The organism is Abiotrophia sp. (assembly GCF_057275535.1).
Genome location: NZ_DBHIRJ010000011.1, coordinates 51,622 through 67,644 on the forward strand (window position 1 = coordinate 51,622; position 16,023 = coordinate 67,644).

The following is a 16,023-nucleotide window of genomic DNA, read 5'->3' on the forward strand; positions in this document are numbered from 1 at the left end:
GGCGATCATCTCCTTTCATTCATTAATCTCTACTTGGACATAACGATCATGCCCATTCAAATCCTGATGGCAGCTAACCTTGGCTTGTGGGAAGGCTTGACTGAAAATAGCTGCAACCGCCTGTCCTTGCCGGAAACCAATCTCTAGAATCAAGCAAGCAGATGGCTTGAGATAGGCCCTAATTTGATTAGCCAGTTGGCGATAGAAAGCCAAGCCCTCTTGCTCAGCAAACAAAGCCATAGACGGCTCATAACGTTTAACTGACTCATCCATTAAATCTAATTCTGCCTCACTAATATAAGGTGGATTTGATACTACTAAATCATAAGCTCTATCTTGAGGCAAACCTTGACAGACATCCGTCACCAGCCAATCCACAGCGGCTTGAAGGCTTATGCCATTTTCTTTGGCAATAGCTAAGGCTTCAGGCGATAAATCACCCGCGGTCAATTGAAGTTGCGGATAACGCAAAGCCAAACTAATGGCTAGAATACCGGATCCCGTCCCTAAATCCAGAGCTTGACTAGCTTCTGGATGCTTTTCTAACCAGGAAGCCGCTAAATCTAAGATGCCAGCTGTATCTTCCCGTGGAATTAAGACAGCAGGTGTCACCTTAAAACGGCGACCATCAAAGTCTTCATAACCTAAAATATACTGCAAGGGCTCATGCCTCACTAGGCGTTCTAAAACCTCTTGAAAGGTCTCATAGACCTCCTGGTTAGGAGTCTGTTGAAGCTGTCTGACCAAATCAGTTAGAGTCCAATCAAAGACTCGCAGCCAATATGACTGGGCCAGACTTCCATCAAAACCTCTTTCTTCCAAAAAAACTGAAGCACTCTTGAGTACTTCAGCCAGGCTTGCATTAGATTTGAGAGCCATTGAGCTCCTCCAATTTTTGGGTTTGGTCGAAGAGAACTAACCCGTCGATAATTTCATCTAATTTCCCCGACATAATGGCATCGAGTTGTTGAATGGTTAAACCAATGCGGTGGTCAGTTACCCGGTTTTGTGGGTAGTTGTAGGTCCGAATACGCTCTGAACGATCACCAGTACCAACTGCTAATTTACGGTTAGAATCATATTCTGCTTGGGCTTCTGATTGGAGCATGTCATAGACTCGGGCACGCAAGACCTTCATAGCCTTCTCCCGGTTCTTAAGTTGGCTCCGCTCATCTTGCATCGCAACGACTACCCCAGTTGGCAAGTGAGTCAAACGAACTGCTGAGGCAGTCTTGTTGACGTGCTGACCGCCGGCCCCACTAGCATGATAGATATCTACCCGGATATCAGCATCCTTAAGATCTAAGTCGACTTCTTCAGCTTCAGGCATCACGACTACAGTTGCGGTAGAGGTATGCACACGACCTTGAGATTCTGTTTCCGGCACCCGTTGCACACGGTGGGCTCCGTTCTCAAACTTAAGCTTGCTATAAACCTTATGCCCGGTAATCATGAGGCTGACTTCCTTATAGCCCCCGATACCGGTAATATTAGCATCTAATACTTCAACCTTCCAACCTTGGCTGTCAGCGTATCGCGTATACATATTGAGAAGATCACCAGCAAAGAGCTGGGCTTCGTCCCCACCCGCTGCCCCGCGGATTTCCATGATGATGTTTTTGCCATCATTTGGGTCTTCAGGCAACATCATAACCTTAATTTCTTCTTCTAAACGAGGTTTTTCAGCCTTCAATTCAGCCAATTCCATTTTAGCCAATTCAGCCATATCAGCGTCTAGGCCTTCGCCTAGCATCTCTTCAGTATCCTTAATTTCTTGTTGGACCTGCTTGTAGCGTTTAATTTTTGCTACCTTAGGGCTCAGGTCAGCTTCTTCAATGGTCAGTTCCCGCAAACGTTTGGAGTCCGAGATGACTTCTGGGTCACTGAGTAATTCGTGTAATTCCTCAAAACGAAAAATGAGGGCATCCAATTGTTCAAACATAGTGGTCTCCTTTACTTAATTAATCCAGGATTCTTGTAACAGCGACGGCAAACCGGGTAGTAAGACTCGTTGCCCCCGATTTGAATTTGTTCACCTTGATAAACAGGCTTGCCATCTGAAATCCGCAAATTCATTATGGCCTTGCGGTGGCAGAACCAACAGATGGTTTTAATTTCTTCAATCTTATCAGCGTAGAGCAAGAGATATTTTGACCCTTCAAAAAGTTCATTGGTGAAGTCATTTTTGAGGCCAAAGCACATGACTGGAATATCAAGTTCATCCACTACTCGCGCTAGCTGCAAAATGTGTTCTTTGCTGAGAAATTGCGATTCGTCAATCAAGATGCAATAACGCTTAGGTGTCAAGGACTTAATGGTTTCGAATAGATCCATATCCTCCGTAATAGGCGTAGCCTGGCGTTGGAAACCAGCCCGACTATTGACAATCCCTACCTCAACGCGCGTATCAATGGCACTGGTAAAAAGTTCAACCGGTTTATTTTGTTCTTCGTAGTTATGGGCCACCTTAATAATCTCAATCGATTTCCCACTATTCATGGCGCCATACTTAAAATAAAACTGTGCCACACTAAGCATCCTTTCTTGGGTATTTTTAAGCGCAAATTTCACTGTCCCAACTAGTAATGATAAGGGAAAAGAGCTCAATAGTCAATCAAAGAATCAGCAAAGCTAGCTAGCTCAGCCCATCTAAAATTCTATCCTTCTGAACCTATAATTTTTCCATAACAAAAAGACAGGAACTTGACTTCCTGCCCCTTAATCCTGATTATTTAACTGGTACTTTTTGAATCCAGCCTTCTGGAGCTTCAACATCTCCGTATTGGATGCCCACTAATTCATCATAAAGACGTTTAGTGATTGGCCCCACTTCTGTTTCAGAATGGAAGACATACTTCTTATCACCAACTGTGATTGAGCCAACTGGGCTGATAACGGCAGCCGTCCCACAAGCGCCAGCTTCTACGTATTGATCTAATTGATCAACATACACATCGCCTTCTTCTACTTCCAAGCCCAAGCGTTCTTTGGCTAAGTATAAGAGTGAATACTTGGTAATAGATGGCAAGATTGAAGGAGATAATGGCGTAACGAATTTGTTATCTTTAGTAATCCCGAAGAAGTTAGCTGCCCCAACCTCCTCAATCTTAGTCTTGGTTGCTGGGTCCAAATAGATAGCGTCAGTATATCCATCTAATTTAGCCTTCTTACCTGGATAGAGGCTGGCAGCATAGTTACCTGCTACCTTAGCAGCCCCTGTCCCTTGTGGCGCTGCACGGTCATAATCCGATACAACAAAGTTACTTGGCGTTAAGCCACCCTTGAAGTAGGCACCTACAGGAGATACATAAATTCCGAAGAGGTACTCATCTGCAGGTGAAACCCCAATTGATGCACCTAAGCCGATGAGGAAAGGACGGATATAAAGTGTCGCGCCTGATTCATAAGGTGGCACCCAATCCGCATTAGCTGCTACCACTTCTTTAACTGCTTCAACAAACCAATCCTCTGGGTAAGCCGGCATCAAAAGACGCTCAGCAGAACGGCGCATACGCGCCGCATTTTGATCAACGCGGAAAAGGTTAATTTCACCAGATTTGGTGCGGTAAGCCTTCAAACCTTCAAAACATGTTTGACCATAGTGTAAAACGTTAGCCGCTTCACTCATGGTAATGGTGGCATCTTCTGTAATGCCACCCTTTTCCCAAGCACCATTACGGTAGTACGCACGGTAACGTTTTCCCGTATCAGTATAGCCAAAACCTAAGTTATTCCAATCCATTTGTTCTGGTGTTGTCATTGTCTATTCCTCCAATATAATAATGAGATTAGTTAGAACCTTTGAATACGAAAATTTCTTCATCATAGAGTTTCAAGACTTTGGTGAAGAGGAAGTGAACTAGGAAAGTCACAACTGCTGGCACAGCCACCCAGATTAGGAGCATTAGCAAGAAGTTATTTCCTAAACTTGGTAAGGAAGCGATTGGACCAACCAAACCAACTAAACCGAAACCAGAGGTTTGTGGCGTCCCTGTTAAGTTAAAGACTGGGACCAAAACAGCTGTAATAGCTGAAGATAAGAGAAGCCCGGCTGACATAATAGGGTGAGTCAGATAGTTAGGCATCATCATTTTCATAGCACCTAAAGCAATTGCAGTTGGAACACCTGGCTTATTCTTCTTATGAGTTGCCCAGACTAAGTACAGAGCCGTAGTCCCGACCCCCATAGAGGCCGCCCCAGCTGATAGGCCGGATAATGAAATGGCTAAGCCGATTGCGACGGTTGAAATTGGGGTTAAGATTAAGATAGCAAAAGACATACAAATTAAGATACTCATTACGAATGGTTGATATTGTACGAAGGTTTCAATTACGTGACCAATCGTATCTGTCACTTGTTTAACATAAGGAAGAAGCTTGTAGCCAAGTAAACCTACCCCGGAACCTACTACAATTGGTAAAAGGATAATTTCTAGCGCACCGAAGTGATGACCCACTAATTGGATTACCGCTACCGCAAGGGCTGCCGTTACCATGGCATTAATTAAGTCCCCGGTCCCAGCAAGTTGGAATATTTGGCCTGTCTTGTCACCGATAGTAGCTTCTACCGCTTTCCAAGCACCGGACCCGATAAAGGTAGCCCCACCGACCGCAATCATCTGCATTGGCTTCATATTGAATTGATGTGCAATCAAGAACCCCGCCATAACAGGAATGAAGAACTGGAAGATGGTAATAATATTTAAGTAGTCCACTAAATATGGCTTAATGGCAGGGTAATTGCTCTGAAGGGCTGTGAGGGCAGCCTTCAAGACTGCATTAGGAATCAAAGCTACTACGATAGCAATGGCTGTCCCATTCAATACATTGTTTATAAAATTATAGGCAGACGATTTGGTCTTTTCATTCGTCATAGAGATACCTCGTTTCTTTTTAGGATGCCATAATTTTAACTTATTTCTAATCTTATTGCAAGGTAGTTTTTCATTTTTCTGAAAATAATCCTTAGAAGGACAAACACAGAAGTCAAAGCTAGTAAATAGTTATCACGAACTTCTCATTTAATTACCTACATCCTGAGATTATTTTTGTGAAATTTCTTCAGAGATCCGCCATCACCTCTTACTTAAGGCACAAGAAAAGAGACTAGGCAACTAGTCTCTCTTTAATCCTTTATAGCTGGCTCAGACTTTTGAAGCCTTCTTAGCTTCATGATTGGCAATAGCCAATGCTACCAAATGTTTTGCTAAACCTTCATTCCGTACTAGAAGCGGGCCGTGGAAATAGCTACCATAAGTATTGCGATAGTGCATACCCTCGGTTTTGTCTTGGCCATTGTTCCCATGACCGGTCACTACGCGACCAAGCGGTGCTTGATTGGGACCTAGCGTGGTCACCCCATTATGATTTTCAAAGCCATAATAAGTCACTTGATTGACTTCATCATAGATTTCAATATCCCCGATGAAGCGAGTGCCTTCTTGGCGTTCTGTCTTATGGGGAAAAATACCTAGGCATTCAATTTTCTGCCCTTCTGCTGTCATATAGTATTGACCCAAAAATTGGAAGCCACCACAAATGGCAAGCAAGACACCATCTGATTCAATATAACGCTCTAATTCATCCTTTAGACGGCCAATATCGCGCGCAATAATCCCCTGCTCGTAATCCTGACCACCACCGATAAAGACGATATCGTAGTCATCCGCCTTAAAATCATCACCTAGACTGACCAATTTTGTTTCTACTTGATAGCCGGCTTGTTTGGCATGGTATTGCAGCATGAGGAGATTACCATTATCTCCATAGGTATTCAAGAGATTGCCATAGAGATGGCAGATTCGTAAAGTTTTCATTCAATCTAGCCCTCCCATTTTATTGTTTCAGGTAGCCCTTGGCTACTAGTAATTTACGTAAATCTAACATGGCGGTATAGGTAGCCAAGATATGAATATGTGGTGTCGTGCTCGCTTCGATAGCCGCAACAACCGCCTCAAGACTATCTAACTCATGGATGCGTTCTGAATCAAGCCCTGCTACCTCAAGACGCTTGGTCATATCCTTAACCCGCATCCCTGCTGTATAGACTTCTTGGATTGGAAAATCAACCATCTGTTCATAATGACCATCCCAAATCCAGCTGACGTCTGTCCCATCCGCATAGCGGTTATTGAGAATGGCCACTAAATTATAAGGTTCAGGATCTAATTTAATAAGCGCTAAGACCTGATCCAAGCCGACTGGATTCTTAACCAAATTAAGTAAAACTTTCTTATCTCCTACTTGAAAGAACTCTTGACGGCCGAACACCCGCTCTGCTTGCTTAAAGCCAGCTTCAATGGCCTCAGGAGATACACCAAATTCACGAGCCACACTATAGGCTGCTAAGGCATTATAGATATTATAGAGCCCTGCTACTGGAATAGCATATTCATGTCCTTCAATGGCAAAACGCGAATGAGTCAGCGCTAATTCTTCCAGAGCCGTCACGCGATAATTTAAATCTGGACGTTTGAAGCCACAATGCGGGCAATAGTATTTCCCTAAGTTGGCATAAGTATTGCTATGATAACGAAGGATATGCTGGCATTCTGGGCAGAGAATACCATCCGTATTATAGTGAGGCGTTACCTCATGGTCCTCTTCATGATCAAAACCGAAGTATACTCGAGGATTAGGCAAAGCCACTGAATTAAATAGAGGAGAGTCTCCATTGGCAATCACAGTCGCTTCTGGCACCTGCTTAGCAGCGTCCGCCATGAGTTTATAAATAGTATAGATTTCGCCATAGCGGTCCATTTGGTCCCGGAAAACGTTAGTGTGGACAAAAGCCTTAGGAGCCAGTGCCTTAACCACGTGTTTAAGGGAGCCCTCATCGACTTCCAGAACAGCTACACCTCGTTGCCCTTTAGGTAAGGCAGGTGCAGACAGGAAGGTAGATACAATCCCTTGCTTCATGTTAGAACCTGTTGGATTAGTCAGGATGTGGTCGTAAGACTGAGCTAAGGCGTGCACTGTTAGTGCTGTCGTTAAGGTCTTACCATTAGTACCAGTAATAATGACGACATCATAGTTCTTAGCCAACTCGGCTAGAAGATTTGGATCTAGGGCTAGAGCTAATTTACCAGGTAGGCTAGAACCTCCACTGGTAAAGGTCGTTAAGGCCCAGCGGGTTAAGCGACCAATACCAGTCGCTAGTTTACTTCGTAAGGTCATAAAGAGACTCCTTCAACTTCAAAATTTTGGCTTCATTAAGCTAATAAATAGGCCTGCAGATGGACCTAATAAGACAAACGCATCATAGAATTTAAGACACAAAACTCATTTTCTATTTTATCCCCCTAGCCAGCAAAAAGCAAGGACCGAGGCCCCTGCTTTCTCTAACTATCTAGCTTAAAATGGCCAGTCAATCGAGCGCCACCAATCACCCACACCACGCACAGCTTCCTTGGTGGTGAAGACAATGTCGTCCCATAGATTACCCGCATTTTGGTTAACCCATTTGGCTCCCTGATCAATGGTTTCTCCAACATTATAGTGCTGAACTACATCAGCAATTGGGTTGGTATCAGTTGTCATCTGCGAAGCCATTTCTAGACCAAATGAAGTCTGTGGCGATGCCGACATGAGATTAGTAGTCTGAATAGAGAAGAGCTGGCGCATACCGCTAGGCATTAAGTCATCCAGTGATTGCTCCCCAGACTTATCTAAGCCTACCCAAGAAGCAATAACAAAATCTGGTGTATAGCCAATCATCCATTTATCACGAGTTGCCATGTTACCGTCCGATACTTCCGTTGACCCCGTTTTACCCGCGATTTGACCAAAACTAGGTCCGGCACCATAACCGGTCCCATTACCGCCATAAGTTTCCAACATCATGCTGGTCATGTCGGCTGCTACTCGTGGTGTCATTACCATATATTTAGTTGGGCGAGTATTCTGATAGATAATATGGCCACTGGCGTCTTTAATTTGACGAATTAAGTAGCTATCATTACGAATCCCTTTGTTGGCAAAGGCTGCATAGGCACTGGCCATCTGCAAAGGCGATACTCCTTGGCTGAGGGCGCCTAAGGCCAAGGTGAGTTGTTGGTCTTGAGCTTGAATCTTGAGACCAAATTGATCTAACTTTTGCACTGACTTGCCTATTCCTAACTGATCCATCAAGTAGACAGCTGAAGTGTTTTTACTTTGGGCCAAGGCATAATAGAGTGCGACTTGACCAGATGGATCCGTCTGACGATCATAGTTCTCGGGTGCATAATGATTGTTACCATAGGCTCTTACCTGGTCAGGTACCTGACTATTAATTTTATAACCTGCTTCAAGCGCTGGCTCATAAACCGCTAGTGGCTTGATTGTAGAACCTGGCGAGCGTCTCATGTCAGTTGCCCGGTTAAAACCACGGTGAACGTAATCACCTCTCCCACCGTAGATGGCCATCACACCACCTGTTGAAGGTTCTACCACAACTGAGGCACTCTGTACTAAGGGGGTGCCCGTATTATCATCTGGGAAAATCCCCTGCACTTGATAGGCTGAATCCAAGGCATTTTGATATTCAGGATTCAGGTAGGTATAAATCTTATAGCCCTTAGCTAGCAAGTCCGCTTCAGGAATCCCTGTTTCAGCTACCGCCTCATCTAACACCGCATCGAAATAGGCCGGATATTGGTCCTGCTCCTTAGCCACATAGGCATCATGAAGTTCAATACCCGAAGATTTAATTGACTGCGCCGTTTGACTATCAATCACTGACTCCTGTTCCAAGAGACCAACCACTACGTTACGGCGTTCGATTGCCGCCTCGTAGTCATCAATAGGGTTAAAAAGCGATGGTCCTTTGAGAATACCTGTCAGAACCGCTGCCTCATTCCAAGACAGGCTAGCTGCCGAGTGACCAAAATAACGTTGCGAGGCATCTTCGACACCCCAGACTCCATTACCAAAGTAGGCATGATTGAGATACATCTCTAGAATCTGGTCTTTACTGAATTGCTTCTCGACTTCCAAGGCTAGGAAGAATTCCTTAAGCTTACGTTGCAAGGTTTGGTCTAGGGTCAAGAAGGCATTTTTAACCAATTGTTGGGTCAAGGTCGAGCCGCCCCCGCCAGAGGTATTACGATTGATTACAAATCGCACTAGAGCGCGCCCTATCCCTTGGGCATCAAATCCGTTATGCTGATAAAATCGCTTGTCTTCCGTTGCCACCACCGCTTCACGGATAGTAGTAGACATCTGGTCTAAACTTATATAAGTTCCCTTCTGGGCACTCAGTGTCCCAGCTTCTTGGTCATTCTTATCATAGATGGTCGTAACCGTCTTGAGTGCATCTTGTAGCATAGCCACATTGGTCGTCTTAGCGATAAAAACCAGGTAGGTCGACATGACTAGCATGATTGACATGCCGATAAGGATTAACCATTTCCAGCCACGGTAATACCGCCAGATGCCTTTGAAGCCTTGCCAAAGACGGCTTCTAAAACTTGCTTGACTGGCCATTATGATCACCTCATTACTTCATTCATGTCCCTTATTATACTGGAAAATTACGAATTTCTTATGAATTTTGACTGCTAAGCGTGAAAATTTAAGTATTTCTTAGAAAACGGCTAATTAGAAAAACTTCCCATTATATCATATATGATATAATGGGAAGTTTATTTTTACCTCAAGACCTAAAAAAACAGCACCTGAAACCAGGTGCTGAATGTCTAATTCTTAATCTACTAATGCCTTGACGTGGTAGAGTCGGCTTGCATAGTCACCCACCAATTGTGGAAAGACATAGAAGCCTACTTGCATCAGTTCTGCCCCAGTGGCAACAAATTCCTGCTCCTCTGACTTCACTTGATAGCGCCTTTCTGGGCACAAGTCCTGTAACTTAAGCACCTGCAAAGGCATGGAAGCTTGAGCTAGAGTCTGAGCCAACAAGACTATTGCCTGATCTTGCTCTGGGCTAACCACCATCCAGGCTGTCAGCTTATCCTGGAAAGGACTTAGCAGGCGACTAAAGCGACCAAACTGGAAGAGAGCACGATGTCGCTTGTAGAAGTTCACTTGTTGTCGGATGCTTTCAAGCTCTTCTTTTGGCAGTTTGGTTAAATCGAGCTCATAACCAAAGTCACCAAAGTATGCGACCTGAGCCCGAGTTGCGAGAGGCGTCACACGGTGTGTTTGATGGTTAGGCACTGCGGATACATGAGCTCCCATGGTGTGCTGCGGCACCATCATGGAAGTCCCATACTGAATCTTCAGGCGCTCTACAGCATCCGTGTTATCCGAAGTCCAGGTTTGTGGCATATAGGCGAGAATGCCTAAGTCAAAACGACCTCCCCCACCTGAACAACTTTCGAATAGAATGTGAGGATAGGCCTTAGTCAACCGTTCCATGAGATCATAGACACCCAAAGTATAACGATGAGCTACCTGTCCCTGAGCTTGGCCAGGTAAATTTAGAGCATAGACTTCAGTAAGATGACGGTTCATATCCCACTTGATATAGTCAATCGGTACTTGATCCAGGATTTTGCTAATCTGTTGGAAGAGGTTTTCTCGGACATCTGGATTGGCCATATTCAAGACTAACTGCTGACGACCAGGTGTCAAACTTCGACCAGGTGTCTGGATGGCCCACTCAGGATGCTCTCGAAAGAGATTACTATTTTCTGAAATCATCTCAGGTTCAAACCAGAGTCCAAACTTCATCCCTTTTCCATGGACATAATCCGATAAACCTACCAAGCCCTGTGGCAATTTACTTTCCTGTTCAAACCAATCACCCAGCGAACTATTATCGTGGTTGCGTTGCCCAAACCAACCATCATCTAGGACGAAGAGCTCAATCCCAAGATCAGCTGCTTGGTCAATCAAGGCATGCAATCTAGGTTGATCAAAGTCAAAATAGGTTGCTTCCCAGTTATTTATGAGAATCGGTCTTTCCACACCACGGAAGCGGCTCGGAATCAAATGCTGACTGACAAAATCATGGTAAGCTTGGGATAAGCCATTCAAACCACGATTACTATAAGCTAAGACAACCTGTGGAGTTTGGAAGCTTTCCCCAGGAGCTAACTCCCAATCCAATCCTAGCGATTGTATGCCTGCCTGAAGCCGAATTTGATCATAGGAGTCTATCTGAACAGACAACTCGAAGCTGCCACTGTAAATGAGCTGGGCACCCAAAGCCTGACCTAAATGTTCAGTCGTCTCAGGCGCTACGATGGCCATATAAGGACTCTGGTGGTGGCTGCTCGTTCCTCGTTTACTATCTAGAACTTTGATGCCGTGATGGATGGCCTCACGCTCCACGAATCGTTCCCGAGCCCAGGTACCGTTTAAGTGGATAAGTTCTGCTTGCCGTGGCGACAAATCCAATTGAAAACTGGAAATTTTCTCAATCCGGCTTGTCTCACTGCCCTTATTGTGAAGAGCGACTGATCTCACCACTACTGCTTGGTCCTCAAAAATCGTATAAGAAAGGACGAGTTCTAGCGATTTAAGTACATCTTTAAGGTAGAGTTTGAGGGTGACGGCCTCTTGGCCTTCTTCTACTTTCGCATGAGGGAGACCTTCCAAGGTTGGACTGCCCGCCACAATTTCATGATGGTCATACCGAAAATCACTGACCGTGGAACCATCAGCATGACGTAAGACTAGGGCCGGGTGCCGGAAATCCCCACGATTATATTGACTATATTCATAAAGCAAATTCCCAACAGAAAAATCACGTACATCTGCTCCAAACTCGACCGACTCCACTTCAAAATCGCGATGAATCCGTGGATAAGTCGCTATGCCACTGTAATGTTCCAAGCGCTGGCCAAAATAGAGATGAGTGACATAACCAAAACGTTCCAACTGAATCAGATACGACAGCTTCTGGTTGCGTAGGTGGAAGACTTGTTGACTACTATCGAAAATAACTTCCATTGTTTATGTGCTCCTTTCAAAGAATTAGAGTTTGCCCCCAGTAGTCGCAATTCCTTGAATAAATTGACGTTGGAAGAAGGCATAGATTACTACCATAGGCCAGATAGACAAAACAGATGCTGCCATCAATTGTGGATAGTTCACAGTATAAGCGCCTTGAATCTTAGACAAGGCTGAAGATAAAGTTGCCATATCTGCTTGCGTATTGATGATTAAAGGCCACATCAATTCCTTGAAGGCAAACAAGGCGGTAAAAATCCCCAGCGCCACCATCCCTGATTTTGCTAATGGCAACATGATAGAAAAGAAAGTCTGTCCTACATTAGCTCCATCCAAGAGCGCCGATTCTTCGAGCGACTTTGGCAAGCCCATGAAGAACTGTCGCAATAGAAAAGTCCCGAAGGCAGATACTAATCCTGGGAAAACTAGGGCAAAGAGTGTATTGCGCATTCCCATGCTATCTACCATTAAATATTGGGGCACGATGAAAATTTGCGATGGAATCATCATTTGGAATAATACTAAACCAAATAGAAAGTCTCGCCCGGGAAACTCCAGGCGCGCAAAAGCATATGCCGCCATCGCGGAAAAAAGCAAACCGCAGATTACTCGAAAGGCAACCAATACAAAAGTGTTGAAATACAGGATAGGAAAATTTGTATTTCTCATCACCTCTGAATACGCGTCTAATCGCCACTGAGCCGGGAAGAGCACGAAAGGATCTAACTGGGTAGCTTCTGTTGTGGTCTTAAATGATGTTAAGATCATCCATATAAAGGGCATCAACATGCTGATAACAACGGCAATCAGAATCAGATGCACCATCAATTTCGATACGATATTCTTAGACATTGTTACCCCTCCATATAATTAACCCATTTTTTCTGCAATCGCATTTGCACAACCGTAATCACCATGATGATTGCCAACAAGAAGATGACAATAGCTGAGCCATATCCTTTATCTGAATACTTGAAAGTTGCATTATAGAAGAGATACACCAAGGATACCGTCTTATCGTAAGCAGGGTTACTTGGTTCAATCATCATATAAATAACGTCGAAAACTTGAAGAGCCGAAATAATACTGGTCACTAGGACAAAGAAAATCTGTGGAGATAAAAGTGGTATAGTAATTTTCACTAGCTGCTCCAATTTCGATGCACCATCAATTGTCGCTGCCTCATAGAAATCCTTGGAAATTTCTTGAAGACCAGCTAGTAGTAGAACCATGCTATATCCAATAGAGGACCAAATACCGATAATCGCCACCGCATAAATTGCGACAGTCGGATCTTCAGTCCATTTGACTGGCCCCATACCAACTTGTTTCAATAACGTGTTAATCAAACCAAAGTCTGTATTATAAAGCCAACGCCAAACCATGGTAACGGCAGCCGGAGCTGCGACCATTGGTAAGAAGTAGATAGTCCGGTAGATGTTTTTTCCTTTGACTTTGCCATTAAGCAATACAGCCAAGACTAGCGCAATCAATATGGTTGGAGGTACGACTAATAGCATATACTTGAGCGTATTCCATGTTGCTTGCCAAACCTGTGGATCACTTAAAAGTTTCTCATAATTCTTCAACCCAACAAACTTATCCCCTTTACCAAACGCTCCCGATTTATGGAAGCTAAGATAGAAGGTCTGAATTGCGGGAAAGATGTTGAGCACACATAATCCAATAATGGTTGGTGCTATAAATCCATATCCCCAGAGCCAATTTTTCTTCTTGTGACTTAACATCCTTCCCACCTCTTCATTATTGTTCTTCAGCTATAATCTCATCCATCACTTTAGCTGCTTCTTCTGCAGCTTCTTTTACTGGACGCTCGCCCGTATAGGCTGCTTTAAGAATCTCATAGGCCTTCTCTTCCCATTTTGTTGTCTCATGGGTATATGGACGAACTTGAGCCGTCTCAATGGCATCAATGTAAACCTTCAAATTCATCTTTGGTGCTACTTTCACCCAAGCGTCTGCAGAACCTTCATAAGCAGAAATAGCAATCCCTAATTCAGAAGCCTTCTTCTGAGTTTCAGGACTAGAAAGGAATTGAACGAATTTCCAAGCAGCTTCTTTATTTGGTGTGTTAGCTGAGATAACGTTGGCTAAACCATTGTATACAGAAACAGATTTACCATCCTTCTTAGGAAGAGGGGCAACATCAAAATTTTCCCGTAAGTAATCATTATCTAAGAAGCCATTGAGCTGCCAAGAGCCGAATAGCGCCATTGCCGCTTTGCCATTTTCTAGATAGGCCTTAGCATCACCGTCTTTGGATAAGACTGGAGATAACCCTTCATGTGCGAAGCTGAAGAAATATTCTAAACCTTCAATTGTTTTAGGATCTGCATAGCCAGACTTTTTGCCATCCTTGATGATTTGACCACCATTTGAGAATACGAAATTATAGTACCCTTCTTGGTTGGTTAAGAATGTGGCTATCCCATACTGTTCTTTTTCTTTATTAGTTAATTTTTTTGCAGCTTCCTTGAGGTCATCCCAGGTCCAGTTAGCATCTGGATATTTGACACCTGCCTCATCAAACAACTTCTTGTTATACCAGAGAGCAATAGTGTCGAAATCCTTTGGAATCCCATATTGCTTACCTTCCACATTGTAAATATCAACTAACCCTTTTGGAAACTTGCTCATATCAATTCCAGCTTCCTTAATAAGGTCATCTAAAGCTAAGAGTTGGTCATTGGCTCCATATTTATAGATTTCGTTAGAGTGCATCCAGAAAACGTCAGGGAGCGAGCCACCAGTAGCCGCTGCTTCTAGCATGGTCCAATACTCTCCCCAACCCGCTACTTGAATGTCTACTTTAATATCAGGATTGGCTGCTTCAAACTCATCTGCTAATTTCCGCAAACCAGGTTCTTGTCGAGAATCCCAAATTCCGTAGGTAATGGTTGTTTGGGCCGCCTGAGCGACTTTGGCTTGACCAAACACCCCTACTATTACAGTTAAAACCAAGGCTAGCACTAAGGCTGTAAGAGACGATTTATGCCACAACTTTTTGTCCATTGAGAACACTCCTTTTGTATTTGATAGCTTAACTATACCATTTTAGATAACGCTTTCGAATAGTTATTCATCACTTTATCTATTCGTTTTTAAAACATAAACTCTAATTCGGATATATAATAACCCCTATACAAATGTTATGCTTGACTAAACTTTAAAGCGTTTACTATAATTGAGAAAAGGAGGATCCCTATGAGCCAAGCAGAATTCTATGTCTTCCACAACAAAACGTCTATTGAACTTTATCCTATTCAATTTGGTCGCGAGGCTTGCGCCCCCTTGCATCGCATGGGGCCCACGCAAACCCATAACTATCTCTTCCATTACATTCTATCTGGCCAAGGGCGCTTTTCTCTGGTAGGCCAGAAGGCACAAACACTCTCTGCTGGGCAGGGTTTCTTGATGACACCTGACTGCATTTGTGCGTATGAAGCGGATGAATCCGACCCTTGGACCTATTGTTGGATTGAGTTTAATGGGCTAAAAGCAAAGCACTTCTTACAGGAAGCGGGCTTTAATACTTCTAATTATCTCTTTAAACCTAAGCAACAGACTGTACAAGATAACATCATGGCACCCCTCATGCAACTAATTAATAACCCTAAGCAACATGAGTCTTTCTTAATTGGCCAACTCTACCTAGTCATGGATGCCCTGATTCGTTACTCTAATCATACGCGATTGCTACCTCAGAATGATGTTCACAACTTTTATGTTCGCGAGGCCATTCGTTTTATTCAAGATCATTTTGCCGAGTCTATCTCGATTGATGATATCGCACAACATTGCAACCTGAATCGCAATTACTTTAGCAAGTTATTCAAACAGGAAATGGGCTTAACTCCTTCTCAATTCATTCTTAACTACCGCATGAATATTGCCTGCCAGCTCTTAACTAATCGTCAATTATCCATCCAATCTATTGCCCAACAAGTCGGTTATGCTAATCAATTTAACTTTTCTGCTGCCTTTAAACGAGTCAAAAGTTTGGCTCCCTACGATTGGCGCAAGCTCTATGCCTAAAGAAAAAGCCCGGTTTCTGTACTGACCCCAAAAAGTTAGACAATAAATAAAAGAACGACTAACCAAAGGATT

General features: G+C 43.7%; 13 protein-coding genes. 1 reads left to right on the top strand and 12 read right to left on the bottom strand.

Features of this window, described 5'->3' with window-relative positions; translation table 11 throughout:
• Window positions 1-15: 15 nt before the first annotated feature.
• From prmC to ACO53F_RS08735, 12 genes are all read right to left on the bottom strand, one after another.
• Window positions 16-879: a peptide chain release factor N(5)-glutamine methyltransferase gene (gene prmC / locus ACO53F_RS08680; protein ID WP_485138108.1), complete on the bottom strand. Its 864-nt coding sequence runs from the start codon at window positions 877-879 to the stop codon at window positions 16-18.
• Window positions 863-1,942, bottom strand: coding sequence for a peptide chain release factor 1 (prfA, locus tag ACO53F_RS08685; protein WP_485138109.1), 1,080 nt, complete (start codon window positions 1,940-1,942; stop codon window positions 863-865). Before prfA ends, prmC begins: the two co-directional genes overlap by 17 nt.
• Window positions 1,943-1,953: 11 nt before the next feature.
• Window positions 1,954-2,529: a thymidine kinase gene (locus tag ACO53F_RS08690; protein WP_485138110.1), complete on the bottom strand. Its 576-nt coding sequence runs from the start codon at window positions 2,527-2,529 to the stop codon at window positions 1,954-1,956.
• Window positions 2,530-2,728: 199 nt separating this feature from the next.
• A complete protein-coding gene (locus ACO53F_RS08695; RefSeq protein ID WP_023391101.1) occupies window positions 2,729-3,760 on the bottom strand; it encodes a branched-chain amino acid aminotransferase in 1,032 nt (343 codons plus the stop codon).
• A gap of 28 nt (window positions 3,761-3,788) precedes the next feature.
• Entirely contained in the window at window positions 3,789-4,880 is a 1,092-nt protein-coding gene (locus ACO53F_RS08700; RefSeq protein ID WP_311465576.1) for a PTS sugar transporter subunit IIC, read from the bottom strand.
• Window positions 4,881-5,144: 264 nt separating this feature from the next.
• Complete coding sequence (locus ACO53F_RS08705) at window positions 5,145-5,816, bottom strand: type 1 glutamine amidotransferase (RefSeq protein ID WP_485138111.1); 672 nt, start codon at window positions 5,814-5,816, stop codon at window positions 5,145-5,147.
• Between the two features lie 19 nt (window positions 5,817-5,835).
• Window positions 5,836-7,176 carry a MurT ligase domain-containing protein gene (locus tag ACO53F_RS08710; protein WP_485138112.1) on the bottom strand — a complete coding sequence of 447 codons (1,341 nt, stop codon included), beginning with the start codon at window positions 7,174-7,176 and terminating at the stop codon, window positions 5,836-5,838.
• Window positions 7,177-7,353: 177 nt separating this feature from the next.
• Entirely contained in the window at window positions 7,354-9,465 is a 2,112-nt protein-coding gene (locus ACO53F_RS08715; RefSeq protein WP_485138113.1) for a transglycosylase domain-containing protein, read from the bottom strand.
• A 219-nt stretch (window positions 9,466-9,684) separates the two neighbouring features.
• Window positions 9,685-11,895 (bottom strand): alpha-galactosidase, encoded by a 2,211-nt coding sequence (locus ACO53F_RS08720; protein ID WP_485138114.1) that lies wholly within the window; start codon window positions 11,893-11,895, stop codon window positions 9,685-9,687.
• 24 nt (window positions 11,896-11,919) lie between these two features.
• Window positions 11,920-12,747: a carbohydrate ABC transporter permease gene (locus tag ACO53F_RS08725; protein ID WP_485138115.1), complete on the bottom strand. Its 828-nt coding sequence runs from the start codon at window positions 12,745-12,747 to the stop codon at window positions 11,920-11,922.
• Window positions 12,748-12,749: 2 nt separating this feature from the next.
• Window positions 12,750-13,643, bottom strand: a complete 894-nt coding sequence (locus ACO53F_RS08730; protein ID WP_485138116.1) for a carbohydrate ABC transporter permease — start codon at window positions 13,641-13,643, stop codon at window positions 12,750-12,752.
• Between the two features lie 16 nt (window positions 13,644-13,659).
• Window positions 13,660-14,928, bottom strand: a complete 1,269-nt coding sequence (locus ACO53F_RS08735; protein ID WP_485138117.1) for an ABC transporter substrate-binding protein — start codon at window positions 14,926-14,928, stop codon at window positions 13,660-13,662.
• Window positions 14,929-15,120: 192 nt separating this feature from the next.
• On the opposite strand from ACO53F_RS08735, the gene ACO53F_RS08740 reads away from it, so the two are divergent.
• On the top strand, window positions 15,121-15,951 hold the full coding sequence (locus tag ACO53F_RS08740) for an AraC family transcriptional regulator (RefSeq protein ID WP_485138118.1): 831 nt from the start codon (window positions 15,121-15,123) through the stop codon (window positions 15,949-15,951).
• The last annotated feature ends 72 nt before the right edge of the window (window positions 15,952-16,023 follow it).

Coding starts and splice junctions, on each gene's coding strand:
- prfA (WP_485138109.1), bottom strand. CDS start 1,942: ATGTTTGAACAATTGGATGCCCTCATTTTTCGTTTTGAGGAATTACAC.
- ACO53F_RS08720 (WP_485138114.1), bottom strand. CDS start 11,895: ATGGAAGTTATTTTCGATAGTAGTCAACAAGTCTTCCACCTACGCAAC.
- ACO53F_RS08725 (WP_485138115.1), bottom strand. CDS start 12,747: ATGTCTAAGAATATCGTATCGAAATTGATGGTGCATCTGATTCTGATT.
- ACO53F_RS08695 (WP_023391101.1), bottom strand. CDS start 3,760: ATGACAACACCAGAACAAATGGATTGGAATAACTTAGGTTTTGGCTAT.
- ACO53F_RS08705 (WP_485138111.1), bottom strand. CDS start 5,816: ATGAAAACTTTACGAATCTGCCATCTCTATGGCAATCTCTTGAATACC.
- ACO53F_RS08715 (WP_485138113.1), bottom strand. CDS start 9,465: ATGGCCAGTCAAGCAAGTTTTAGAAGCCGTCTTTGGCAAGGCTTCAAA.
- ACO53F_RS08730 (WP_485138116.1), bottom strand. CDS start 13,643: ATGTTAAGTCACAAGAAGAAAAATTGGCTCTGGGGATATGGATTTATA.
- prmC (WP_485138108.1), bottom strand. CDS start 879: ATGGCTCTCAAATCTAATGCAAGCCTGGCTGAAGTACTCAAGAGTGCT.
- ACO53F_RS08735 (WP_485138117.1), bottom strand. CDS start 14,928: ATGGACAAAAAGTTGTGGCATAAATCGTCTCTTACAGCCTTAGTGCTA.
- ACO53F_RS08710 (WP_485138112.1), bottom strand. CDS start 7,176: ATGACCTTACGAAGTAAACTAGCGACTGGTATTGGTCGCTTAACCCGC.
- ACO53F_RS08740 (WP_485138118.1), top strand. CDS start 15,121: ATGAGCCAAGCAGAATTCTATGTCTTCCACAACAAAACGTCTATTGAA.